General features: G+C 71.7%; 22 protein-coding genes and 1 pseudogene. 11 read left to right on the forward strand and 12 right to left on the reverse strand.

The window, feature by feature from the left end:
* Positions 1-19: 19 nt before the first annotated feature.
* The 8 genes from KV381_RS35375 (at position 20) to KV381_RS35410 (ending at position 5,445) form a co-directional block, all read left to right on the forward strand.
* Positions 20-592 carry a hypothetical protein gene (locus KV381_RS35375; protein WP_030084742.1) on the forward strand — a complete coding sequence of 191 codons (573 nt, stop codon included), beginning with the start codon at positions 20-22 and terminating at the stop codon, positions 590-592.
* Complete coding sequence (locus KV381_RS35380) at positions 585-1,757, forward strand: SRPBCC family protein (RefSeq protein ID WP_218787085.1); 1,173 nt, start codon at positions 585-587, stop codon at positions 1,755-1,757. Before KV381_RS35375 ends, KV381_RS35380 begins: the two co-directional genes overlap by 8 nt.
* A gap of 54 nt (positions 1,758-1,811) precedes the next feature.
* Positions 1,812-2,243 carry a gas vesicle protein gene (locus KV381_RS35385; RefSeq protein WP_030084740.1) on the forward strand — a complete coding sequence of 144 codons (432 nt, stop codon included), beginning with the start codon at positions 1,812-1,814 and terminating at the stop codon, positions 2,241-2,243.
* Positions 2,240-3,088: a GvpL/GvpF family gas vesicle protein gene (locus tag KV381_RS35390; RefSeq protein WP_030627916.1), complete on the forward strand. Its 849-nt coding sequence runs from the start codon at positions 2,240-2,242 to the stop codon at positions 3,086-3,088. Before KV381_RS35385 ends, KV381_RS35390 begins: the two co-directional genes overlap by 4 nt.
* Positions 3,085-3,297, forward strand: a complete 213-nt coding sequence (locus KV381_RS35395; protein ID WP_030084738.1) for a gas vesicle protein — start codon at positions 3,085-3,087, stop codon at positions 3,295-3,297. The genes KV381_RS35390 and KV381_RS35395 overlap by 4 nt, the downstream gene beginning before the upstream one ends.
* A gap of 55 nt (positions 3,298-3,352) precedes the next feature.
* Positions 3,353-3,763, forward strand: coding sequence for a gas vesicle protein K (locus KV381_RS35400; protein ID WP_032786702.1), 411 nt, complete (start codon positions 3,353-3,355; stop codon positions 3,761-3,763).
* Positions 3,764-3,812: 49 nt separating this feature from the next.
* Positions 3,813-4,259, forward strand: coding sequence for a hypothetical protein (locus KV381_RS35405; RefSeq protein ID WP_030627910.1), 447 nt, complete (start codon positions 3,813-3,815; stop codon positions 4,257-4,259).
* A gap of 844 nt (positions 4,260-5,103) precedes the next feature.
* Positions 5,104-5,445, forward strand: a complete 342-nt coding sequence (locus tag KV381_RS35410) for a hypothetical protein (RefSeq protein WP_234024645.1) — start codon at positions 5,104-5,106, stop codon at positions 5,443-5,445.
* Between the two features lie 16 nt (positions 5,446-5,461).
* Here KV381_RS35410 and KV381_RS35415 read toward each other — a convergent pair.
* From KV381_RS35415 to KV381_RS35440, 6 genes and pseudogenes are all read right to left on the reverse strand, one after another.
* Positions 5,462-6,283, reverse strand: a pseudogene (locus KV381_RS35415) (IS5 family transposase).
* Positions 6,284-6,508: 225 nt separating this feature from the next.
* Positions 6,509-8,032, reverse strand: a complete 1,524-nt coding sequence (locus KV381_RS35420) for an aldehyde dehydrogenase family protein (RefSeq protein ID WP_030084733.1) — start codon at positions 8,030-8,032, stop codon at positions 6,509-6,511.
* A 194-nt stretch (positions 8,033-8,226) separates the two neighbouring features.
* A complete protein-coding gene (locus KV381_RS35425; RefSeq protein ID WP_030627905.1) occupies positions 8,227-9,480 on the reverse strand; it encodes a GAF domain-containing protein in 1,254 nt (417 codons plus the stop codon).
* Between the two features lie 109 nt (positions 9,481-9,589).
* Positions 9,590-10,183, reverse strand: coding sequence for an N-acetylmuramoyl-L-alanine amidase (locus KV381_RS35430; protein ID WP_030627902.1), 594 nt, complete (start codon positions 10,181-10,183; stop codon positions 9,590-9,592).
* 426 nt (positions 10,184-10,609) lie between these two features.
* Positions 10,610-12,022 (reverse strand): SWF or SNF family helicase, encoded by a 1,413-nt coding sequence (locus KV381_RS35435; protein WP_030627899.1) that lies wholly within the window; start codon positions 12,020-12,022, stop codon positions 10,610-10,612.
* Entirely contained in the window at positions 12,019-14,994 is a 2,976-nt protein-coding gene (locus KV381_RS35440; protein WP_030627896.1) for a DEAD/DEAH box helicase, read from the reverse strand. The genes KV381_RS35435 and KV381_RS35440 overlap by 4 nt, the downstream gene beginning before the upstream one ends.
* Before the next feature lie 257 nt (positions 14,995-15,251).
* On the opposite strand from KV381_RS35440, the gene KV381_RS35445 reads away from it, so the two are divergent.
* Both KV381_RS35445 and KV381_RS35450 read left to right on the forward strand, forming a co-directional pair.
* Positions 15,252-16,367, forward strand: coding sequence for an acyl-CoA desaturase (locus tag KV381_RS35445; protein ID WP_050504904.1), 1,116 nt, complete (start codon positions 15,252-15,254; stop codon positions 16,365-16,367).
* A gap of 36 nt (positions 16,368-16,403) precedes the next feature.
* The gene (locus tag KV381_RS35450) at positions 16,404-16,586 is read left to right on the forward strand and encodes a hypothetical protein (RefSeq protein ID WP_010062402.1); all 183 of its coding nucleotides are present in this window, start codon (positions 16,404-16,406) and stop codon (positions 16,584-16,586) included.
* Between the two features lie 83 nt (positions 16,587-16,669).
* Here the strand turns inward: KV381_RS35450 and KV381_RS35455 are convergent, their stop codons facing one another.
* Entirely contained in the window at positions 16,670-17,515 is an 846-nt protein-coding gene (locus tag KV381_RS35455) for a hypothetical protein (protein ID WP_030627891.1), read from the reverse strand.
* Between the two features lie 204 nt (positions 17,516-17,719).
* Here KV381_RS35455 and KV381_RS35460 point away from each other — a divergent pair, with 204 nt between their 5' ends.
* Positions 17,720-18,625 carry an oxygenase MpaB family protein gene (locus KV381_RS35460; RefSeq protein ID WP_030627889.1) on the forward strand — a complete coding sequence of 302 codons (906 nt, stop codon included), beginning with the start codon at positions 17,720-17,722 and terminating at the stop codon, positions 18,623-18,625.
* Between the two features lie 114 nt (positions 18,626-18,739).
* Here KV381_RS35460 and KV381_RS35465 read toward each other — a convergent pair whose 3' ends face one another.
* The 5 genes from KV381_RS35465 to KV381_RS35485 all read right to left on the reverse strand — a co-directional run bounded on the left by KV381_RS35465 (position 18,740) and on the right by KV381_RS35485 (position 23,610).
* Entirely contained in the window at positions 18,740-19,339 is a 600-nt protein-coding gene (locus KV381_RS35465) for a class I SAM-dependent methyltransferase (RefSeq protein WP_030627884.1), read from the reverse strand.
* Positions 19,340-19,399: 60 nt separating this feature from the next.
* On the reverse strand, positions 19,400-19,975 hold the full coding sequence (locus KV381_RS35470; protein ID WP_030084710.1) for a TerD family protein: 576 nt from the start codon (positions 19,973-19,975) through the stop codon (positions 19,400-19,402).
* A gap of 202 nt (positions 19,976-20,177) precedes the next feature.
* On the reverse strand, positions 20,178-20,363 hold the full coding sequence (gene tatA, locus KV381_RS35475) for a Sec-independent protein translocase subunit TatA (RefSeq protein WP_030084708.1): 186 nt from the start codon (positions 20,361-20,363) through the stop codon (positions 20,178-20,180).
* Between the two features lie 105 nt (positions 20,364-20,468).
* Entirely contained in the window at positions 20,469-23,252 is a 2,784-nt protein-coding gene (mgtA, locus tag KV381_RS35480) for a magnesium-translocating P-type ATPase (RefSeq protein ID WP_373461225.1), read from the reverse strand.
* On the reverse strand, positions 23,245-23,610 hold the full coding sequence (locus tag KV381_RS35485) for a metalloregulator ArsR/SmtB family transcription factor (protein ID WP_030084704.1): 366 nt from the start codon (positions 23,608-23,610) through the stop codon (positions 23,245-23,247). The genes mgtA and KV381_RS35485 overlap by 8 nt, the downstream gene beginning before the upstream one ends.
* Between the last annotated feature and the right edge of the window lies 1 nt (position 23,611).

The following is a 23,611-nucleotide window of genomic DNA, read 5'->3' on the forward strand; positions in this document are numbered from 1 at the left end:
GATCAGAGGTGCATCGCACATGACGAACAACGCCAGGATAGGCGCCGCTCTGGTGGGGGGATACCTGCTGGGGCGCACGAAGAAGGCCAAACTCGCCCTGGGTTTCGGGATGTTCCTCGTCGGCAAGAAGTTCGATCTGGACCCGCGGCAGCTCGGCAAGATGCTGGCCAATTCTCCGGTCCTGGGGTCCCTCAACGACCAGGTGCGCAGGGAACTGGTGGACGCCACCAAGACCGCGGCCACCAAGGCCGTCACGCAGCGGGCCGGCAGCCTGGCCGACTCGCTCCAGCAGCGCACCCGGGCGCTCGAGGCGGGGCCCGAGGCCGACGAAGAGGAACCGGACGAGGTTGACGAAGCCGGGAAGGGCCGGGACGAAGGAGGTTCGAACGAGGGTGAGAAGCGCAAGCGCGCCCCCCGCAGGACCGCCGCCGCGTCCGACTCCAAGCCCGCTTCGAAGAGGAGGTCCTCGTCGGGCGGCGGCCGGTCCGGGGGAGCGAGCAAGACCTCCGCCTCCGCGCACAAGAGCACCGGTGCCGCACGCAAGACCGCCGCATCCGGCGCCCGCAAGGCCCGAGGAGGCGACGATGCCTGATTCCGCACTCGGCGCCATCAAGGACGACGTGGTCAAGAACCCGGCCACCGACCGGCTCAAGGACGAGTTGCAGAACTACGTCCGGGCCCGTGCCGAACACGCGGTGACCCAGCTGGGGCACCGTCTGGGCGACTCGGTGTCCAAGCTCGCGGAGCCGGGGAGCGGGGCCGGAGCCCTCAAGAGCCTCGCCAAGGGCGGCCAAGCCCTCGGCGAAGGCAAATCCCCCGGTCAGGCCGCCCTGAGCGCGGGCGCCTCCCATCTCAAGGACACCGTCAAGGACAAGGTCAAGGGATTGTTCGGCAAGGGGCGCAAGTTCGGAGGCGGCAAGTCCAAGAGCGTCACCATCGTCGAGGACGTCGACGTCGGCGTGCCGGTCCGCGAGGCGTACGACCAGTGGACCCAGTTCCAGGAGTTCAGCTCGTTCGCCAAGGGTGTCGTGAGCGTGGAGAAGGCCGACGACACCACCAGCAACTGGAAGGTGAAGGTCGCCAAGTCGACCCGCAGCTGGAAGGCGAACGTCACCGAGCAGGTGCCCGACGAACGCATCACCTGGACCACCGAAGGCGCCAAGGGCACCGTCAAGGGCGTGGTCACCTTCCACGCGATCACCGACGACCTGACCCGCGTCCTGCTGGTCCTCGAATACTTCCCCAAGGGGCTGTTCGAGAAGACCGGCAACATCTGGCGCGCCCAGGGCCGCCGGGCCCGGCTCGACCTCAAGCTCTACCGCAAGTTCCTCATGATGCGCGGTGGGGCTACCGACAGCTGGCGGGGCGAGATCCGCGACGGGGAAGTCGTCGTCGGGCATGACGAGGCGCTGGAAGAGGAGGAGGCGCAGAACGACGAGGGCGCCGCGTCCGATGAGGGCTCGCCCGACGACGCGTTCGAGGACGAGCAGCCCCGCGACGAGGGTGACGGCCCCGAGGACGACGCTTCCGAGGGCGACGATCTCGCGTACGACGACGAAGAGCCGCAGGACGAGGAGTTCGTCGACGAGGACGACGAGGGCGACGAGCCGGCGGACGAGCTGGAGGAACCGGTGGAGGAGTCCGCGGACGAGGACGCCGAGGAACAGTACGACGACGAAGCGGCAGCCGACGAGACGGAGGAGGAGCCGCGGCCGGCCCGCCGCTCCCGACGCCGTACGGCCACCGCCGACCGGTGACCGGGCCCGCGCACAGACCCGGCACCGACACCCCACGGAAAGGCGTGAGACACCGTGTCCGATTCACTCGCCGGCCGGCTGCCGGCCCCGCCCCGGGGGGCCGGCCCGGCATACGGGCAGCAGGGCTCGTCGGCCAACCTCGCCGACATCCTGGAAAGGGTGCTGGACAAGGGCATCGTCATCGCCGGTGACATCCAGATCAATCTGCTCGACATCGAACTGCTCACCATCAAGCTCCGCCTGCTCGTCGCCTCCGTCGACAAGGCCAAGGAGATGGGCATCGACTGGTGGGAGCACGATCCCTCGCTCTCCTCACGGGCCCGCCCCGCGCGGGAGGCCGAGGCCGGCGCCGGGAGGGACGCGCTGGCCGATGAGAACGAGCAACTCCGTGCCGAACTGGCTCGTCTTCGGTCGGCTGCCGGGATCCCGGGCCCCGCTGCGGCCGACGCCCAGGCGACCCCGGCCGAAGAGGAGGAGCGACGATGAACACCGGACCGAACGCACCCGTCGGCGCCCCGGGCGGAGGCGTCGGGGAGATGAGTTACGTCTACGCGGTCGGCCGTGAGGGCCCCGCCCTGGACGGGCTCGCCGCCCGGCTGCCCGGCGTGGACGGACGGCCCCTGCGTCCCGTGGGCGGGGGCGGGCTGTGCGCACTCGTCTCCGGCGTGCCGTCGAACACGTTCAGCAAGCAGGGCCTCACCGCGCAGCTGGAGGATCTGGACCGGCTCGAAGTCGTGGCCCGGGTCCACCACGCGGTGGTGGACGCCGCGTTCGCGGAGACCTCCGTCCTGCCGATGCGACTGGCCACGGTCTATCTGGACGACGCTCGGGTGGCCGACATGCTGGTCAGGAAACGCAGCGAATTCCGGGAGCTGCTGGGCCGTCTGGAGGGGCACGTGGAGCTGGGGGTGAAGGTCTACGCCGACCCCCGTGCGGCAGCCACCCCGGCGCCGACCATGGCGACGCCGTCCGGTGCCGGGGCGGGCCGCGCCTACTTGCGGCAGCGTCAGGCACAACAGCGCGACAGCCAGGACGCCTACCGGACAGCATCCGACCTGGCCGCCCGTGCTGCACGGTTGGCGGAGGGAGTGGCCGCCTCACGGGCGGTGCACCGTCCGCAACAGGGGCAGCTTGCTTCCCGGCCCGGAGTGAACGTCACCAACGAGGCCTATCTCGTTCCCCGGGAGCATACGGAGCAGCTCCGCCGGGAGCTTTCCGCCCTGACCGAGGGCGTACCCGGGGTGGCGGTCGAGGTGACAGGACCGTGGGCGCCCTACTCGTTCGCGACCGCTGTTACGGCGGAGGGCGCGGACGGCGGTGGCCCACGGTGAGCACGGACATCATCGGCGGCGTTCTCGGCGAGAGCGATACCCGGGGCGGCCCGCCCGTCGCCCTGATCGACCTCCTGGATCGCCTGCTGAACGGCGGGGCCGTCCTCACCGGCGACCTCGTCCTGTCCATCGCCGATGTGGACCTCGTCCACATCAACCTGCGAGCGGTGATCCGGTCGATCACCGGTGAGGAGCCGGGGCCGTGGTGAGGCAGTTCACCGGTGACACACCCCACCGAAGCGCCCCGGCGAGGAGGACAACCCGATGACCGAGGACGACCGGGCGCGAGACCCGGCGGGCACGCCTGCCATTGCGGCTGAGCAGGTGACACGAGCCGCTATGCAGGCATTCGGGCTCAGCTCCGCGCCACCGGACGGCCAACGACCCTCGGCGGCAGCCCAGCGTCTGCACACCGATCCGGACACCGTGGAGCGAGACCTCATCAAACTGGTGCTCACCATCGTCGAGCTGCTCCGCCAGCTCATGGAGCGCACCGCGATCCACCGCGTCGATCAGGGCGACCTGAGCGAGCCCCAGGAGGAGCGGATCGGTATGACGCTGATGATCCTGCACGAACGCATGACGGAGCTGTGCGACCGCTACGACCTGACGATGGACGACCTCAATCTCGACCTCGGGCCGCTCGGCTCACTGCTGCCGCACAACGGCGCCTGAGCCAGCCGGACCCAGGTTTCATCACACAACGCAAGGCAAGGAGGAGGCCATGACTACCGACGACGAGCACGCGAAGAACTCCACCCCGCGCAAGGGCAGGGCCGCCACCGCCCGCAAGCCAGCCGCCACGGCCCGCAAAACGGCCGGGGCCACTGCGGAGAAGACCGGCAAGCAGGCCGACGAGGCACGGTCCGCGGCCGAGGGCGCCAAGGATTCGGCGTCGGACAGCGCACGGGCGGCAGGTGAGACCACCCGGCGAGTCGGCCGTGCCGCGGCCGCCGGCCTCCAGAGTGGGCAGCAGGCCGTGACCGCCAACGCGGCCAAGGCCGCGAGCGCGGCCACCACGGCCTGGGCGGTCGTCAAGCACCGGAAGGCGGTCGCCGCCGGAGCCACGGCGGGCGTGGCCGGCGTCGCCGGAGCGGCGTTCGCCATCGGCCGTTCGACCGCGAAGCCTCCGATGGGCCCGCTGACCCGACTGGCACGCGGACGGATCTGACAGCGAAACGGAGAACCCCGGGCAGGGCCCGGACGTGGGGCGGGGCCCGAGACCATTTCGAGCTATGCCCCACGTCCAGGCCCTGCCAGGGCCGTATCCCGGCCAACGTGCAGCGGTCCTCTGAGGTGCGTTACGGCAGGTGGGCCGACTTCCAGTGCGACGATAGACGGGCGCTGACCGCCGAGGTGTACCGGAACTCGGAGCCGCTGGTGACGGAACTGGACCAGGGGAATTGGCGCCGTTGGCGCCTTCGCACAGCAGAAGAGCGCGTCATCGTGGAGCGGCACCGCACCAGCACGCTGCGTGCACTGGAGACGTGGGGTTCGACCCGGCCCCTGCGATCTGTTGCACTACGTGCGCCTCGGGTCTGCCGGCCTCCGAGACCCGCGCCATTAGGCAGCGGTTCACCTGGTACGACCTGGCTCATGCCTACACCAATGAGCGATGGGACCGAACGCCGGGCAACACTCGTCCGTCGTGCCCTGGCCAATTTTGCACCCGCCACCACCAGACGTCGTGCGCAGCACGTTGGACGCGCTCGGCCGGAAGACCGACAGAGAGTCCGCCGCGGCGAAGACCGCCCTGCGGAAGCGATCGGCCTTCAGCGAGGTCCTCGGGACTGCCGTCGACAAGGGATACTTCGCGGAGAGTCCGCTCGCAAGGCTCAAGTGGCAGGCTCCTGGGGTGAGCGAGAAAGTGGACCCGGCCTGCGTGCCGAACCCGACCCAGGTTGCTCGGCTGCTGACCGCTGTTGGCAGACAACAGGGCCGCGGCCCGCACCTTGAGGCGTTCTTCGGCTGCATGTACTACGCGGCCATGGCGAAAACACATCGATCGCTTCGGCGTGGCGCCCGTTGGCCGAGTGTGTCGCAATGCGGCCGGCGGCTACGTTGATGCAGCGGCCTACGGCAAGACGTGGGAGCGGGCCCGTAAGAAGGTCCTGACTCCCAACGAGCAGCCGACGATGCTCGCCAAGAGGCCCTATGACCTCCGGCACGCCGGGATCTCGTTCTGGCTGCACTCCGGCGTGGATCCTGCCGAATGCGCGCGCCGGGCCGGCCAGGGCATCCAAGTGCTCTTCCAGTACTACGCCAAGTTCCTTGACGGTCTTCAGGAGCATTCAAACCGGCTCATCGAGGAGTCGATGCAGGAGTGGAGCCGGCGCAGCGAAGACAGCAGCCCCTAGGTTCTGTCGTCAAATGTCACGCCCACATCAGGAGTGAGGCGAGGGTGACGGCTGCTTCGTAGGACTGGACGGTCTTGTCGTAGCGTGTGGCGATGCCGCGCCATTGCTTCAGACGGTTGAAGCACCGCTCCACGACGTTGCGGTGCTTGTAGGCCTCGCGGTCGAAGGCCGGCGGGCGGCCACCGCGGCTGCCCCGCCGGGCCCGGTTGCCGATCTGGTCGGCCCGCTCGGGAATCGTGTGGGGATGCCGCGGCGGCGGAGCCAGGTGCGGATCGCCTTGAGCTGTAGCCCTTGTCGCCCAGGACGTGATCGGGCCGGACGCGGGGACGGCCGGGGCCGATCCGGGGCACCCTGATCGCGTCCATCACGGCGGTGAACTGGGTGCAGTCGTTGGTGTTGCCGCCCGTCACGACGAAGCCGAGCGGACGGCCCCGGCCGTCGCAGGCCAGGTGCACCTTGCTGGTCAGACCGCCCTGACCGGCCGAGGGCCGGGTCGCAGAGCCCCTCGAGCCCCGGCAGCATGCTGGTGGGCCCGGACGACCGTGGAATCGACCGACACCAGCCACTCGATGTCGCCCGCCGCGTCGGCCCTCGCCTGCGCGGCCCGCAGCATCCGTTCGAACGTCCCGTCCGCCGCCCACCTGCGAAAACGCGTATGCAGCGTGGCCCACGGCCCGTAGCGCTCGGGCACATCCCGCCAGGCCGTCCCGGTCCGGAACTTCCACACGATCCCGTTCAGGACCCTGCGGTCATCCAGCCGCTTCCGCCCCCGCAACGACACGGGCAGCAACGGCCGGACGAACTCCCACTCAGCATCAGACAGTTCATGACGACGTATCACGACACCATGATCCACCAACGATGATCATTTGAAGACACCGCCTAGGGCTGAGCCGCAATCTGGCCCGTGTATGGCCCGGAACTGCTGGTCAGGACTGGGATACTGGTGGGATGAAATGGGAGAAGGGGGGTATTTCGAAGCCTCCCTTGTGGGAGGGGAGTACCACTCCATGAAGGCGCCTGACTCGGGAAAACCCCAGGTCAGGCGCCTTCTTTGGTGCCCCTAGAAGAACCCGAGTTTCTTCGGCGAGTAGCTCACCAGCAGATTCTTCGTCTGCTGGTAGTGCTCCAGCATCATCTTGTGGTTCTCCCTGCCGATGCCCGACTGCTTGTAGCCCCCGAACGCGGCATGCGCCGGATAGGCGTGATAGCAGTTCGTCCAGACCCTGCCCGCCTTGATCCCGCGCCCCGCCCGGTACGCCGTGTTGACGTCGCGGGTCCAGACCCCGGCGCCCAGCCCGTACAGCGTGTCGTTCGCCGTGCTGATGGCGTCGTCGAAGTCCGTGAATGACGTCACCGCCACCACCGGACCGAAGATCTCCTCCTGGAAGACCCGCATCCGGTTGTCGCCCTCGAACACCGTCGGCTGGACGTAGTAGCCGCCCTCCAACTCGCCGCCGTGCTCGATGCGCTGACCACCCGTGAGGATCTTCGCGCCCTCCTGCTGCCCGATGTCCAGATACGAAAGGATCTTCTGCAGCTGGTCGTTGGAGGCCTGGGCGCCGATCATCGTGTCGGTGTCCAGCGGGTGACCCGGCACGATCTGCTCCGTCCGGGCGATGCCCGCCTCCAGGAACGCGCCGTAGTGGCCGCGCTGGATGAGAGCGCGCGACGGGCACGTACACACCTCGCCCTGGTTGAGGGCGAACATGGTGAACCCTTCGAGGGCCTTGTCCAGGAAGTCGTCGTCGGCGCGCGAGACGTCGTCGAAGAAGATGTTCGGCGACTTGCCGCCCAGCTCCAGGGTCACCGGCTTGATGTTCTCGGAGGCGTACTGCATGATCAGCCGCCCCGTCGTGGTCTCACCCGTGAAGGCGATCTTCGCGACGCGGGCGCTGGAGGCGAGCGGCTTGCCCGCTTCCGCTCCGAAGCCGTTGACGATGTTGACGACGCCCGGCGGCAGCAGATCCGCCACCAGGCTCAGCCAGTAGTGGATCGAGGCGGGCGTCTGCTCGGCCGGCTTGAGGACCACCGCGTTGCCCGCGGCCAACGCCGGGGCGAGCTTCCAGGTGGCCATCAGAATGGGGAAGTTCCACGGGATGATCTGGCCGACCACGCCCAGCGGTTCGTGGAAGTGGTACGCGACGGTGTCGTCGTCGATCTCGCTGAGCGAACCCTCCTGGGCGCGCAGAGCCCCCGCGAAGTACCGGAAGTGGTCGATGGCCAGCGGGATGTCGGCCGCCAGCGTCTCCCGCACCGGCTTGCCGTTCTCCCAGCTCTCGGCGACCGCCAGCTCTTCCAGATGGGCTTCCATCCGGTCGGCGATCCTGTTCAGCACCGAGGCCCGGTCCCCGGCGGAGGTGGCGCCCCAGCCCGGAGCCGCCGCATGGGCGGCGTCCAGGGCCAGTTCGACGTCCTCGGACGTGCCGCGCGCGATCTCCGTGAACGGGCGGCCGTTGACGGGGCTCGGGTTCTCGAAGTACTGCCCCCGGGCCGGCGGGACGTACTCCCCGCCGATCCAGTGGTCGTAGCGGGACGCGTACGTGACGATCGCGCCCTCGGTGCCCGGCGCAGCGTAACGGGTCATCTCTGTGGCCTCCCGGATCCGGTGCCGCCCGCCGTTGGACGGCCCTCGGCGCGAGGCTAGGGACGGCGACGTTGCAAGGGCGTTGCAACGGCGGGCGGGGGAGGAGGGAGCCGTCGCTCGGGGGAAGCGGTCATTCCGCACGGCGACGCGAGGGCCCGGGCGTCGTCCGCCCGCGCGGGAAGGCCGGACACGCCCTAGCCGCGCTGTTCGGCGTCGAGGCTCCGGACCCGGGCCAGCAACGCCGGCCGCTGGTCCTCCGGAACCGCCCCGGCCAGCGCGCGCCACACCGGCAGATCCTCCTCGCCCCACGGGCTGTACGCCCAGTCGGCGAGCAGTCCAGGATCACCCCGGGCGATCAGCGCGGCCCGCAGCTGCTCGGTGATCCGCCGCCGCAGCCGTACGACGGACGGGGCCCGGGAACCCGGCAGCAACGGGCCCGCGTACGCGTCCAGCGCCGCCGCCACCGCGCCCGAGGCCAGCCGGCGCGTCACCGTGTCGAAGTCGGCGTCCACCGGAACGGCCAGCCGGTACGGGCGCGAGTCCAGCAGATCGGGCCCCAGCAGCCGACGGAGCCGGGAGAGTTCGGCCCGCAGTGTCACCGGGGTCACCGACTCGTCCTCGTACAGCTCGATCAACAGCTCGTCACCGCTCAGACCTTCCGGCCTACGGGCCAGGGCGACCAGGATCTCGCTGTGCCGCCGGCTGAGCCGCAGCCGCCGCCCCCGTGCCACCAGCAGCGCCTCGTCCCGGCCCAGCGCGCCCAGCCGCACCGTCTCGACGTCCGCTGGCGGGGCCAGCAGCGCGAGCTGCGACTCGGCGGCCCGGGCCACCGCCTGGACGAACGCCAGACTGTGCGGATGGGCAAGCTGGTCTCCGCCCGTGATGTCCACGGCCCCCAGCACTCGGCCCGTGTGCGGGTCGTGCAGCGGAGCGGCCGCGCAGGTCCACTGCTGGACCGGCCGCAGGAAGTGCTCGGCCGCGAAGACCTGCACCGGGCGGTCCACCGCGATCGCCGTACCGGGCGCGTTCGTCCCCGCCACGGACTCGGCCCAGCGGGCGCCCTCCACGAAGTTCATCAGGCCGGCCCGTCGCCGCGCCGCGGTGTGGCCCTCGACCCACAGGAGGCGCCCGTGGGCGTCGCAGACCGCCAGCAGATGCTCCCCGTCCGTCGCGTACGCGCCCATCAGCTCACGGATCACGGGCATCGCACGGGCCAGCGGATGCGCGTCCCGGTAGGGGCCCAGCTCGTCCGGGCCGAGCTCCACCGCCGGGGCGTCGTCCGGGCTGACCCGCGCTCGCGCCGAGCGCCGCCAGGACGCGCCGACCACCGCGCGGACCGGTCGCTCCAGCCGTCCCGCCGAGGTGAACACGTCATGGGCGCGGCGCAGCGCACCGCTCTGTTCGCCGGGATCGGTGTCCGCCGCCAGGGCCACCCAGGGATCCGTCAACTCCACCCTCCCGTCCAGGGCCGTCGTGCCCACCCATCGTCGTCGCCGTGGGTCTCCGCGACAACCTCGGTGCGGAGAGTCATCACTACGGGGGATGGGGAGGGGCGGCTCAGGTGACGGGGACGGCGGCGGCGACGAGCCGGAGGTAGCGCTCCCAGTCCCAGTGGACGCCCGGGTCGGTGTGGTCGCTGCCCGGTACCTCGTGGTGGCCGACGATGTGCTCCCGGTCCTTGGGAATACCGTGGCGCTCGCAGATCTCCGCGGTGAGCCCTGCGGACCGCAGGTACATGATGTCCGTGAAGAACTCCGGGCGGTCCACCCACCCTTCGTGCTCGATGCCGATGCTCCGGGTGTTCCAGGTCCAGTTGCCCGCGTGCCAGGCGATGTCCTTCTCGCGTACGCACTGGGCGACATGGCCGTCGCCCGAGCGCACGACGTAGTGCGCGGACACCTGCTTGGAGGGGCTCCGGAAGATGCCCGTGGTCGGGGTGAACAACTGCTGGGCGACATGGATGACGATCCGGTCGACCCGGCGCTCCGAAGGGTGAGCGGGAACGGTGTAGTTGGCGGGCGCGGCCGGGGACCAGAGGGCCGTCGCGAAATCGGTGGGGCCCTGCGGGGCCGCCACCGCCCGGGCGGAGGACGGCAGGACGGCCGCCGCCAGCGTCGCGGCAGTGCCCTGAATGATCCTTCTGCGGTGCAACAGCTCTCCTGAGGCCGGGGGACGGGCGGGTGCGGAGCGGGGGCAGGGAGGCGGCACAAGGCCGGAACCGGGCAGGTGGTGCCCGCCCTGTGGATCACCCCCTGCCGATGCGGATGACGAGTCCGCCGGGCATCCGGTTCCCGCAACCGCCGCCCGGGCGCGGGTCCGGACGAGCGTCCGGATGCGTGTGCAGACCCGTGCAGACCCCGTGCCCGTCCGGCCGCGCCGCTTCCCCGCTCAGGGCAAGCGCCGCACGCGTCAGGCGAACCTGCTGATTCCTGCCCCCGGTTCCGGCCCTGCCCTCTCCGCTCATGCAGCACAGCACAGCACAGCCCAGCCCAGCCCAGGCCGGATCCGGCGGCGGGCACCCAGCACCGGGACCCTCAGCCCGCCATGACCGCCCCGCTCCGCCGCGCCCGTAGCCTCCTACGCCCCGCCCTCCGCTCCCGCCAACGCTCCTGCCGGGTCGTCGTCCGCCGGCCCGGCAGGCACCCAACGGCCGTGCTCCTTGCGGTAGGGCCACCACCGTCCGTCCGGGTCGAACCGGAGCTGGACGTCGGCGCCCACGACCGTCCAGCGGGCCCGCCCGCTCGCCCGCAGCGTCGGCCGCTCGCCCTCCTCCCACGCCGCGCCGAGCCGGGCGCGGGCTCGCTCCAGCTGCTCCGCGTCCGGTGCCCACTCCTCGTCCAGCACCGCGAGTGCCGCGACCCCGCCGTACCGCCAGGCACGGACCGCGGCGTTCAGGTCCGCGTGCGGCCGGCCCGACCCCGTGGCCAGCCGGGCCCCGAACCGCGGCTCCGGCCGGGCGTCCGCGGCCAGCCGCACCGCATCCTGCCGCGGGGTCAGCTCCACCGGGAGCGGCTGTCCCCCATGCCCCGGAGCCAGGGCGTCCAGCAGCATCCGGCGGGCCCGCACCGCGCTGTCGGCCGCCAGCACCTCCAGCGCCGCCGGGTCGATGCCGGGCACGGGTCCGGTCTCCGTGTCCAGCGACGGCCCGAGCCCCGGCTCCTCGGGGGCCGACGGAGGCGCGGGGAGCGGCGGCAGGATCCCGGCGGCCGCGAACGCTTCCCCGGCCGGGACCCCGCGAACCTCCCGCTCCTCGACAGCGTCGGCCTGCTCCCCGCCGTCGCCGGCACGGACCGCGCGGGCCGTGCTGCGCACCTGGAGCTCGTCCAGCAGCCGCCGCTCGTCGCGCCCGCGCATCAGCAGCAGGACGAACGGATCCTCGTCGAGCAGCCGCGCCACCTGGTAGCAGAGCGCACCCGAGTGCGGGCAGTGGTCCCAGGCACCGCAGGTGCACTCCGGCTCCAGATCGCCGATGCCCGGCAGCAGATCGACCCCGGCGCCCGCCGCGTCCTCCACCAGATGGGGCGGCATCTCCCGGTCCAGCAGCGCCGCGATGTGCCCGGCCCGGTCCACCGCCATGTCCAGGAACCGGTCCCAGGCACCCGCGCCGAGCTGCTGGAGCAGGACGTCGCTGCGGTGGGCCGAGCCGTCGCGGTCCCGTACCACCGCCGTGATCCGCCCCGGCCGTACGGAGACCGCACCGACCCTGCCCTCCCGGGCCAGCCGCCGCCCCTGCTTGAGCTGCTGACCGTCGAGCGCCGTGTCCTCCAGCGCCTTGAGCCATGCCCGGCCCCACCAGGACGTGGCGAACCCCCGGCCCTGCGCCGGCGGAAACGCCGCGAACGTACGCTCCGGTCCGCGCCTGCCGTCCCGGGACGCCCCGTCGTCGCCGTCGTTCTCTCTGTCCGAGGCGTCCCTGTCGCCCGTCCCGGACTCTTCTCCGTACCCGTCCTCGTACGTGTATGCGTAGGCGTCCTCGTACGCGTCGCTCATCGTGCGCCCCCTCGCAGCTCGACCAGGTCGGCCAGTTCCGCATCGGTCAGTTCGGTCAGCGCCGCCTCGCCGGAGCCGAGCACCGCGTCCGCGAGGCCCTGCTTACGGGCGAGCATCTCGGCGATCCGGTCCTCGATCGTGCCCTCGGCGATCAGCCGGTGCACCTGCACCGGCTGCGTCTGGCCGATCCGGTACGCCCGGTCCGTCGCCTGCGCCTCGACCGCCGGATTCCACCAGCGGTCGAAGTGCACGACATGACCGGCCCGGGTGAGGTTGAGCCCGGTGCCCGCCGCCTTGAGGGACAGCAGGAACACCGGTGCCTCGCCCGCCTGGAAGCGGGCCACCATCTCCTCGCGGCGGGCCACCGGCGTACCGCCATGGAGAAACTGCGTGCCCACTCCGCGCGCGGTCAGATGCTCCTCCAGCAGCCGGGCCATCTGCACGTACTGCGTGAAGACCAGGACCGAACCCTGCTCGGCCAGAATCGTGTCCAGGAGTTCGTCCAGCAGCTCGATCTTCCCCGACCGGTCCGCGATCCTCGGCTGCTCCTCCTTGAGGTACTGCGCCGGGTGATTGCAGATCTGCTTCAGCGCCGTCAGCAGCTTCATCACGAGACCGCGCCGCTCGAAACCGTCGGCGGCGGAGATCTCCGCCAGGGTCTCGCGGACCACCGCCTCGTAGAGACCGGTCTGCTCCGGCGTCAGCGACACGGCCCGGTCGGTCTCGGTCTTCGGCGGCAGCTCGGGCGCGATCCCCGGGTCGGACTTCCGGCGGCGCAGCAGGAACGGCCGCACCAACGCCGCGAGTCGCTCGGCGGCGCCCGGGTCGTCGCCGCCCTCGACCGCGGCGGCGTACCGCGTACGGAAGGTGCCGAGCCGGCCGAGCAGACCGGGCGTCGTCCAGTCCAGGATCGCCCACAGCTCGGACAGGTTGTTCTCCACGGGGGTTCCGGTGAGCGCGACCCGGGCCCGGGCGCCGATCGTCCGCAACTGCTTGGCCGTCGCCGAGTGCGGGTTCTTGACGTGCTGCGCCTCGTCGATGACCACCATGCCCCAGGACACGGCGGCGAGCCGGGGCGCGTCCAGGCGCATCGTGCCGTAGGTCGTCAGGACGAACTCGCCGTCCACCAGGTCTTCCAGGGAACGCGACGCGCCGTGGAAGCGGCGGACAGGGGTGCCCGGGGCGAACTTCTGGATCTCCCGCTGCCAGTTGCCCATCAACGACGTCGGGCACACCACCAGCGTCGGTCCTGCCGCGTCGCGGTCGCTCTGCCGGTGCAGATGCAGGGCGATGAGCGTGATCGTCTTGCCGAGGCCCATGTCGTCGGCCAGACAGGCGCCGAGGCCGAGCGAGGTCATCGTGTCGAGCCAGTTCAGACCGCGCAGCTGGTAGTCGCGCAGGGTCGCGGTGAGCGCCTCGGGCTGACCGATCGCCTGCTGGGCGGCGGACTCCGGATCGGCCAGCCGGTCCCGCAACCGCTGGAGCCAGCCGGTCGCCGCCACCTCGACACGGCGGCCGTCCACCTCCGTCGAACCGGTCAGCACCGCGCCGAGCGCGTCGATCGGGGTGACCTTGCGGTCCTGGGTCTCCCGGGCCCGGCGCGCCTCCTCGGGGTCGATGAGCACCCACTGGTCACGCAGCCGCACGATGGGCCTGGAGGACTCGGCCAGCCGGTCCAGCTCCTCGCGGGTCAGCTTCCGGTCGCCCAGGGCGAACCGCCAGTCGAACGAGAGCAGGGCGTCGGCGGAGAGGAACGAGGGCATCTCCGCGGTGGTACGTCCGCGCTGCCCGTCGCCCTGCCGGCCCGTGCTGTCCGCGTCGTCGCTGTCCGTGTCGTCCGGGCCGATCACGGCGCGCGCGGTGAGCTTCCTGGACAGCTCCCTGGGCCAGTGCACCTGCACCCCGGCGGCGGCCAGGGCACGCGAGGCGGACCCCAGCAGCTCGGCGATCTCCTCGTCGGCCGGTTCCACCGAGTCCGGCACCGCGGCGGAGAGCAACGGCGCCAGCGGAGGCCAGGCGCGGGCCGCCCGCCGCAGGGTGAGGAGGGCGTCCATCCGGGCCCGCGGCCCGAACGCGGTCGCGGTCCGCGAGCCGCCCGCCCACACCTCGGCCGCATCGGCGACCAGCGAGGGATCGCTGACGCTGTGGATCTGCAGCACGGCCCGGAACGACGGAGCCGCCGCGCCCGGAACGACGGCGTCCGGACCGGACTCCGCCCGTACCGCTTCCGAGCCGGCCTCCGGGGTCACGTCCGCGCCGCTCGCCCGCGAGGTCACGCCCATGACCTCGATGCGCAACGAGAGCCGTACGCCCGCGTCGTGACCGGCCGCCACATCGGCGGCCCAGGCCCGCCCCTCGGGCAGACGGTGCGGCTGCCGGGCGGCGAACGCGGGGCCGGCGGTGACGAAACCGGCAGCGGGTGTACGGGGCATCGCGTCGGCCACGGCATCGAGGAACGCGCGGAGCAGGCGCTCCGGTTCCGGCAGGAACGGTTCGCCCGCGGTGTCGTCGGCCGGTACCGGAACCGCGTGCGCGGTCGGCGGCATCGACGCGGCCAGCTCCCGGACCCGTTCGAGATCCTCGGCGCCCAACGGGCCGATGCGCCAGGCGTCGTGGTCGGTGGCGCTCAGCCCCGGCAGCAGCAGGCCGCGGGCCACGAACTGGAGAGCCAGAAGCGAGGCGGCGCCCCAGAAGGCGGTGGCGGGTGAGGCGTGTGCGGCGGCCCGCGCCCGGGTCAGCACCGGCAGCGCGTCCCGCACGGGGAGGTGCAGTGCCGAAACCGTACGGGGCCGCAGGTCGGCTCCGACCACGGTCAGTTCCGACGTGGTCCCGGGGGTGTCGGAAGGGGTGCTACCGTCCGGATCCCAGAACGCGATCCTGCCGGTACGAGCCGGATCCGCGGGGACGAAAACCGCGCAGCAGCGGGACAGTTCGGCGATCTCGGAGGGCGTTGCCGCAGGGTGCCTGTGCACAGCGATGTCAGATTCCTCAAATTTGACTAGTGGGCGGAGTCGCCGAGGGTACTCCACTTCACGCGACGGCGGGCCGCGCACCTGTGTGGTGTGCGTCACTTCTCCTCTCTTTCGGGGCTGATGGTGCAGCCAGCCCCACCATCGGCCCCGGGGGTCTGCCCCAGGGGAACCAGGGTGGTGGCGCCATGGCTCCCACCGGCCTCGGATCCGTACGTTCGATCAGGTCAGCGCAGATGTTCCAGAGACCGGAGACGTCCATGCCCCAGGCGACAGCCACTGTTGCGGATCCCGCCGACGAAAGCAGTCCGGGCCGCCCCGCCGGCGCCCATGGGGCGGCGCCGGGTAGCGACTTCGCTCCGCTGCTGCGTGTCGTACGGGACCAGGACCTGCTGGAGCGCCGCACGGACCGCTACGTCCTCGGCATCACCGCCAACCTGGTGGCCCTGGGCGCGCTGATCACCGGCTTCGTCCTGCTCGGAGACACCTGGTGGAGCCTGTGCCTCACCCTGCCGTGGGCGGTTCTGTGGACCCGTACGGCCTTCGTCGCCCATGACGCCGGGCATGCGCAGATATCCGGTGACCGCAGGACGAGCAGACTGATCGGGCTCGTACACGCCAATCTGCTCCTCGGTATGAACGAGGCGTGGTGGAACGACAAGCACGTACGCCACCACGCCAACCCCAACCACATCGACAAGGACCCCGATGTCGGTGTCGGCGCGCTGGTCTGGACCCAGAAGCAGGCGGCACAGCGTGAGGGATTCGCCCGCTGGCTGACCAGGAACCAGGCCCGGCTGTTCTTCCCGATGCTGCTGCTCGAAGGCATCGCGCTGAAGATCTACGGCTTTCAGTTCCTGCGTCGCCAGCCACTCCGGGAGCGGGCCGTCTCGGCGCTGCTGCTGACCGCGCACATCGGCCTCTACGCCGCGCTGCTGCTGAGCACACTCTCGCCGGGCAAGGCGATCGTCTTCGCTCTGGTGCTGCACGCGCTGTTCGGTCTCCACCTGGGCATGGCCTTCGCCCCGAACCACAAGGGCATGGAGATGCCCGACCCCGACGGCGAGCGCTGGGGCCACCTCCAGCGGCAGGTCCTGACCTCGCGCAACGTACGGGGCGCCGTCCTGACGGACTGGTTCCTCGGCGGGCTGAACTACCAGATCGAGCACCACCTCTTCCCGAGCATGCCGCGCCCCAACCTGCGGCTCGCCCAGCCCCTGGTCAAGGCGCACTGCTCCGCGATCGGCATGCCGTACACGGAGACCGGACTGATCGAGTCCTACCGGCAGGCGCTGTCGCACATGCACGAGGTCGGTGAGCCGCTGCGACAGGGCGGGCCGGCGGGGAACGTACCGGAGCGCGAAGGCGTTCACTGAACAGGAGCGGCGCCGGCCGCGAAGGAGGCGTGGACCATGTCGAATGGTGCGAAGGTCGCTATCGGGGGAGTTCTCGCGGCAGCCATCCTGTGGCCCCTGATCGGGTTCTGGTGGGCGCTGCTGGTCGTGATCGGGGTTCCGGTCGCGGGCTATCTGCTGCTGGACCCGTCCCAGCGGCGCAGGCTCCGCAGGATCAACCGCAAGGAGATCGGCCGCTGAGCCCGGACCCGGAGCTGCCCTGTGCGGGAACGAGGCGTGGGAATCGTGTGGCTCGGACGGCGCACGGGTGACCCGCGAGGGCGTCACGTGGGATGGACGGCCAGCTCGTCCAGGGCGGTGAGCAGACCGGGCAGCGCCGCTCCACGGCCGACCGGGATGACCGTGCCCGGCTCCTCGTCCAGCAGGAACAGCGCGATGTCGTCGGTGCGAGCCACCATCGACCACCCCGGCCCGTCGACGCGCAGCGTGCGTGCGTCGGCCGAGGCGTACGAGGAACGGATCCGCCCGGGCGGCGGCGGAGTCTTCGTATAGCCGTCCGCCTCCGACAGGGCCTTGCGTACGCCGGGGTGTCGGGAGGGCGGGGACGCCAGGGAGGAGGCGTCCTCGGGCTCTCCCTCGGCCCCGGGCCGTACGAACTGCGCGTCGTCGATCTGCTCACGCCAGGTGGACCACTGAGCGGCGATCTCGTCGGCGCCGAGCCGCCGCTGCGCCGGACCCCAGGCCTCCGCGTCGGGAGGGGCCAGAGGCGCGGGGCCCTCCCCGTCCGTCTCGGGATCGTGCGGATCCGGGACGCCGGGCGCCGAGACGGCCAGGTCCATCGGCCACCCCGGCAGCGCGCACACCATGGAGCGCTCGTCGGGGGAGAGGTCATGCTCCATGCCGCAGTCCCACGCGGCGATGGCGACGGCCACCTGGGAGGCGTCCTCGACGACCACGGTCCACCGGGCCCCCTCGCCGTCCTGGCCGAGGACGAGGCCGTAGCCCTCCTCGTACGGTTCGAGCGCGAGCGCGCCGCACGCGGCCACGTAGTCGTCGCCCAGCACGCTCGGGAACCGCGCGGGCGTCAGCAGCATCGCGGTCAGCACCAGCAGTGCGTCGTCGGCGGCCGCATCCTTCGCACCGGCCACGGTGTCCTCCCTATCGCTCATCGCCCACACGCCCATCGCTCGGTCCCGTGTTCCTTGGTCGTCGGCGCACCCTAACTACTCGGTAACCCCCTCGTCGAGGCCCCGGCGAGCGGCGGTGGACCGGCGTCGGGCCCATCTCGTCCGGGTGGAGGAAGGCCGAAGGGCCGGGCGCGCGCGTGGGGCCTCCGCGTAAACTCGGCCGTCCGGCCGAACGAGGGGAACAGCATGGTGAAGCGGTACGACCGGCTGAAAGAGATTCAGCGCCTGGACCCCGAACGGGACTTCCTGGAGATCTACCGCCTCACCGTCACCTACGAGTTCCCCTGGGACGTCACCCGCGCCCTCGAACTGGCCCTCTACCGCACCTATGCGGTGCCGAGCATCGGCCGACTCCTCGACGAGACGGCCGAGTTGACGGAGCGTTCCCAGAAGCGGTACGACGACACCGCCCTGCTGCTCGACACCGTGGTGGAGCACGGCTTCGAGACCGACGAAGGCCGCACGGCCGTCCGCCGGATCAACCAGATGCACCGCAGCTACGACATCAGCAACGACGACATGCGCTACGTCCTGTGCACGTTCGTCGTCACCCCGAAGCGCTGGCTGGACAGTTTCGGCTGGCGGCGGCTGTGCTGCCACGAGCTGGGAGCCTTCGCCGCCTACTACCGCACGCTCGGCGCCCGCATGGGGATCAAGGGCGTCCCCGGAACGTACGAGGAGTTCGAGAGCACTCTCGACGCCTACGAGCGCGAGCACTTCGGCTGGGACGAAGGAGCCCGCCGGGTCTCCGACGCCACCTTGGCACTGATGGCGTCCTGGTATCCGGCGCCCCTCGCTCCGGTCGTGCGCGGCGCCAGCCTCGCGCTCCTGGACGACTCGCTGCTCAGGGCGTTCCGCTACCGCCGCCCGGGGCCGGTCGCCCGGGGGCTGACCAGGGGCGCGCTCCGGCTCCGGGCGCGTGCCGTCCGGCTTCTGCCACCCCGGCGGACGCCCCACTACGCGCGCCAGAACCCCGAGATCAAGGGATATCCGGAGGGGTACGAGGTCGCGGAGCTCGGTACGTTCCCCACGCCGGGCGTCCGCGGCTGTCCCGTTCCCGGGCGCAGGCCGTCGCAGTCGCCCGCCGAGTGACGCGATCGCCCCGACCGTTTTGACCTGGCCGTACGCCGGGCCGTGCGGCTGCGAGGGGTCTCGTACGGCCCGGTACTTCCCGTACGGTGCTGCGGCCCGCCGCGCCTTCGGCCCTCAGGCCTGCCTGACCGCGAGGGCGAGAAACCGGTCGTCCTCGTCGGTGTAGGACTCCAGTCGCCACCCCGCACCGGCCAGCAGCTCACGCAGCCGGGGCTCGGCCCGCAGGTCGTCGTCGGTGATGGTGCGACCATGACGTGCGGCGAGAGCGGCCCGGCCGATCGGATGGAACAGAGCCAGGACCCCGCCCGGCCGGACCACCCGGGCGAGCTCCGCCATATCGGCCTCGGGACGGGACAGATGTGAGATCAACCCGGCACCGAACACCGCGTCCAGGGCTCCGTCGCGCAACGGCAGCCGCGCGACGTCCGCCCGGAGCAGCGTCCCGCTGTCCCCTCGGCCTGCCCGCGCCGCCTCCTCCAGCATGGCGGGAGTGAGGTCGGCGCCCAGCACCGTGCCCCGTGGCCCGACCACCGCTCGCAGTGCGGGCAGCGCACGGCCCGTCCCGCAGCCCGCGTCGAGCACGGCATCACCGGGACGCAGCCCCAGCATTCCGGCCGCGGCGGCGTAGGCGGGTCCGTCGTCGGGGAACCGGCTGTCCCAGCCGGCCGCACGCGGGGTGAAGAAGTCCAGGACATGAGCGTGGTCGTCGGCCATGGGGACATGATCGCGCAACCGGCGAGGGCCGCGCGATCACCGGAAGCCCGATCGGTCCGCTCAGACGTTGACGCCGTAGTCCGAGGCGATGCCCGCGAGGCCCGAGGCGTAGCCCTGGCCGACGGCCCGGAACTTCCACTCGGTGCCGTGCCGGTACAGCTCGCCGAAGACCATCGCGGTCTCGGTGGAGGCGTCCTCGCTGAGGTCGTAACGGGCGAGCTCGACGCCGTTGGCCCGGTTCACCACGCGAATGAAGGCGTTGCGCACCTGGCCGAAGCTCTGGCCCCGGCTCTGGGCGTCATGGATCGACACCGGGAAGACGATCTTCGCGACCTCGGCGGGGACCGAGGACAGGTCGACCTCGACCGACTCGTCGTCGCCCTCGCCCTCACCCGTCAGGTTGTCACCGGTGTGGCGGACGGAACCGTCGGGGCTGGTGAGGTTGTTGTAGAAGACGAAGTGGCTGTCGGAGAGGACCTTGCCCGCCTCGGAGCACAGCAGCGCACTGGCATCCAGGTCGTGATCGGCGCCGGTCGTGGTCCGCACGTCCCAGCCGAGCCCGACCGTCACGGCGGTCAGGCCGGGGGCCTCCTTCGACAGGGAGACGTTGCCGCCCTTGGCCAGGGTCACACCCATGAAATTCCTCCAGTGTTCCGTCGGTCCGCACCTGCGATCCGGTGCCCGAGGCTGCTCCGCGTACGGGCCCGGGTGATCGGTGCTGTTCTGCTGTCACTCTTGTGGCCGCTACCTGTACGAACGCTCAGCGCGGCGTTCCGGGTTCCCGGATTGCGCAAGCCGTGAAATGAGCGGCGGCCGAAGGGAGCCGGGGAAGGCTTGTTCAGCGCCCCGGCTGTGGCGTGTCAGGGGCGTTCTCGTCCTTCATCGCCTTGGCCTCGCTCTTGAGGATGCGCATCGACTTCCCCAGGGCGCGGGCCGTGTCGGGCAGCTTCTTCGAGCCGAAGACGACGACCACGATGACCGCCAGGATCAGCAGGTGCCAGGGCTCCAGGCCGTTGCGCAACATTCTGGTCCCGCCCTTCTCTCCGTTCGCACGGCAACAGTTGCCGCATTGCGCAACTGTACAACTATCGCTGCGGGCCGGACCGGGCGCCCCTCGGCGTGGTGCCCCTCAGCGTCCGACACGCTCCCCCTGTCGTTCCGTCACCTGGTCCGGTTCGGCGTCGGGCAGGTGGCGGCGCTCGTAGCGGCGGCGGGCCGCCGTGAGCCCGACCGCGTACAGCCCCAGGACCGAGCCGAGCAACAGGTAGTAGAGGGGCGGCAGGGCGCTCATGCCCAGCAACGGCCCGAGCGGGGTGAGCGGAAGGGCGACGCCGACCGCCGCGAGGATCGCCGCGGCGGCCCGCAGAGGCCCGCCCGCCCGGCGCTCGGCGGCGCTGCGCCCGGTGCGCAGCAGGATCATCACGAGGGCCTGGGTGAGCAGGTTCTCCGTGAACCATCCGGCGTGGAACGCCGCCTCCCCGCCGTCCCCGGAGGCGTTGTGGAGGGCGAGCGCGAGCACCCCGAAGGTGGCGAGGTCGGCGGCCGCGTTGAGCAGGCCGAAACCCGTGATGAAGCGCAGGAAGTCACGCGGCCGCAGTGCGGTGGGGCGGCGCAGGACCGATGCGGCCGGGCGGTCGAACGCGAACGCCAGCTGCGCTGCGTCGAAGCAGAGGTTCTGCACCAGCACCTGCGCCGGGAGCATCGGAAGGAAGGGCAGCATCAGCCCGGCCGTCAGCATGGCGATGACGTTGCCGAGGTTCGACGAGAGCGTGATCCGCAGATAGGTGGCGATGTTCCCGCTGCTGCGCCGGCCCGCCAGCACCGCACGGTCGATCGCGGTGAGGTCCTTCTCCGCCAGGACGACATCGGCCGCCTCCCTGGCCACGTCCACGGCGTTGCGCGGGCAGATGCCGACGTCGGCGGCGTGCAGGGCGGGCAGGTCGTTGACGCCGTCACCGAGGAAGCCGGTCGTGTGGCCGCCCGCGCGCAGGGCCGAGACGATCCGGGCCTTGTGCTCGGGGGTGCAGCGCGCGAACACCGTGGCCCGGTCCGCCACCCGGACCAGCTCCGCGTCCGACAGGCTGTCCACCACCTCGGCCGTCACCACATCGTCGGGTCCGGGCCGTCCCTCCGGGTGCAGACCGAGGTCCGCGCACACCCGGGCGGCCGTGCCCGGGTGGTCACCGGTGAGCACCTTGACGCTCACACCCCGCCGCGCGAGCACCCCGAGGGCGTCGGCGGCGCTCGGAGCCGGAACGTCCCGCAGCGCCACCAGACCCAGGAAGGTCAGACCGCGCTCGTCCGCGGGGGTGTACGCGCCCGCCCGTGCCACCCGGTCGGCACGGGCCACGGCCAGCAGGCGCAGCCCGGTCCCGGCCTTGCGGTCCGCCAGCGCGAGCAGCCGGTCGCGCTCCGCCCCGTCCATGGCGCACCGGTCGAGCACCGCCTCGACGGCGCCCTTGGTGACCAGGGTGTGGACGCCGAGCCGGCCGGGTCTCCGCACCACGGCGGTCGCGACGCGGCGCACCGGATCGAAGGGCAGCACGGCGACACCTTCGTACGCCTCCGGATCCACCTCCCCGGCAGCGGGCGGACCGCACGCGTCGGCGGCGTCCAGCACCGCCTCGTCGATCGCGTCGGCCGCGGGCAGCTCCGCCAGCTGGAGCGTCCACAGGGCGCTGACCGCAGCCCACCGCAGCACATCCGGATCCGACCGGTCCGCACCGTCGGTCGCCCCGGCGACGACAGGCCGGTCCTCGGTCAGCGTGCCGGTCTTGTCCAGGCACAGCACATCCACCGCGCCCAGGTCGTGCAGCGCCGGGAGCCGCTTGACGATCACTCCGCTGGTGCGTGCCAGCCGGGCAGCGCCTCGCGCGAGCGTCGTCGTGACGATGACCGGCAGCATCTCCGGGGTGAGCCCGACGGCGACGGCCACGGCGAAGGGCAGCGTCTCCAGGCCCCGGCCACGCAGCGCCGCATTGGCCATCAGCACCAACGGCGGAGTCAGGAGCATGAAGCGGATGAGGGTCCAGGAGATCCCCTGGACCGACCGGTCGAAGGCGCTCGCGCCCCGCTGCCCGGCCCGCCCCTCATGGGCGGCGGCGAACCGGGTCGCCCCACCGGTGGCCACGATCACCGCCGTACCGCTGCCGGAGGTGACGCTGCTGCCCTGGAAGCACCACTGCGGCTGTGCGAACGGCCCGGCCCCGGACAGCGCGGGGTCGGGGACGTCGAGGGCCTGTTTGACCACCGGCGCCGACTCCCCGGTCAGCGCCGACTGATGGACGGTGAGGCCGTCGGTGCGCAGCAGCCGCACATCGGCGGGTACGAGATCACCCGGCCGCAGCCGGATCACGTCCCCCGGCACCAGGTCGGCGACCGGCACCTCCCGCTCCAGCGGAGGAGCGTCGTCCGAGGCGCGGCGCACGACGGTCGCCGTGGTCGCCACCAGCTCGCGCAGTGCCGAGGTCGACCGGTCGGCCCGGTGCTCCTCGGCCGAGCGCAGCAGGCAGCTCACCGCGACGAGCGTCAGGATGACGCAGGCGGTGCCCCAGGCGGAGACGAGGGCCGACACCAGGCCGAGGCCGAGCAGTACGGAGGTGAAGGGGTCCCGGAGGCTGCGCAGGAAGCGTCGGGGCCAGGGCACGGGCCGCCGGGCGGGCAGAACGTTCTCGCCCGTCCGGCCGAGCCGGATCTCGGCCTCCGCCTCCAGCAGCCCGCGCGGCCCGCTGTCGAGCGCGCGCAGCGTCTGCAGAGCGGTGGGGCCGGTGCCGGAGGCCGGGGCGGTGGCCGTGAGGTTCCGGCCGGACCCTGTCGCGGAATCCGTGCCGCTGTCCGCGCCGGGAAACGGTGTGACGGAGGCCGGTGCGGCGGCGAGGTGTCCGGAGCCCGCGGCTGAACTGCTCTCAGGCACCGAGCTCACGCAGGCGGACGGGCTCCTGGGAGGCGTGCCCGGCGCGTTCGGCCAGTTGGCCGACCATGAGCCGGACGACCGTCACCACATCGGGATCGTCGACCAGATAGACCTGCCGTCGGCCTTCGCGGCGGGAGCGGACGAGACCGGCCAGTTTCAGCTTCGTCAGATGCTGGCTGACCGAAGGAAGCGTGCCGCCCACCCGCTCGGCGAGCCCCGTCACATCGCTCTCACCCTGGGCCAGCGCCCACACGATGTGCAGCCGTGCCGGTGTCGCCAGGAGCCCGAACGCCGCCGCGGCCTCCGCGAGCACCTCCGCGGGCGGATCCTGGAAACCGCCGCCGGAACCTGTCGACACG

This window comes from Streptomyces sp. WY228, assembly GCF_019287315.1.
Classification (GTDB): Bacteria; Actinomycetota; Actinomycetes; order Streptomycetales; family Streptomycetaceae; genus Streptomyces; species Streptomyces caviscabies.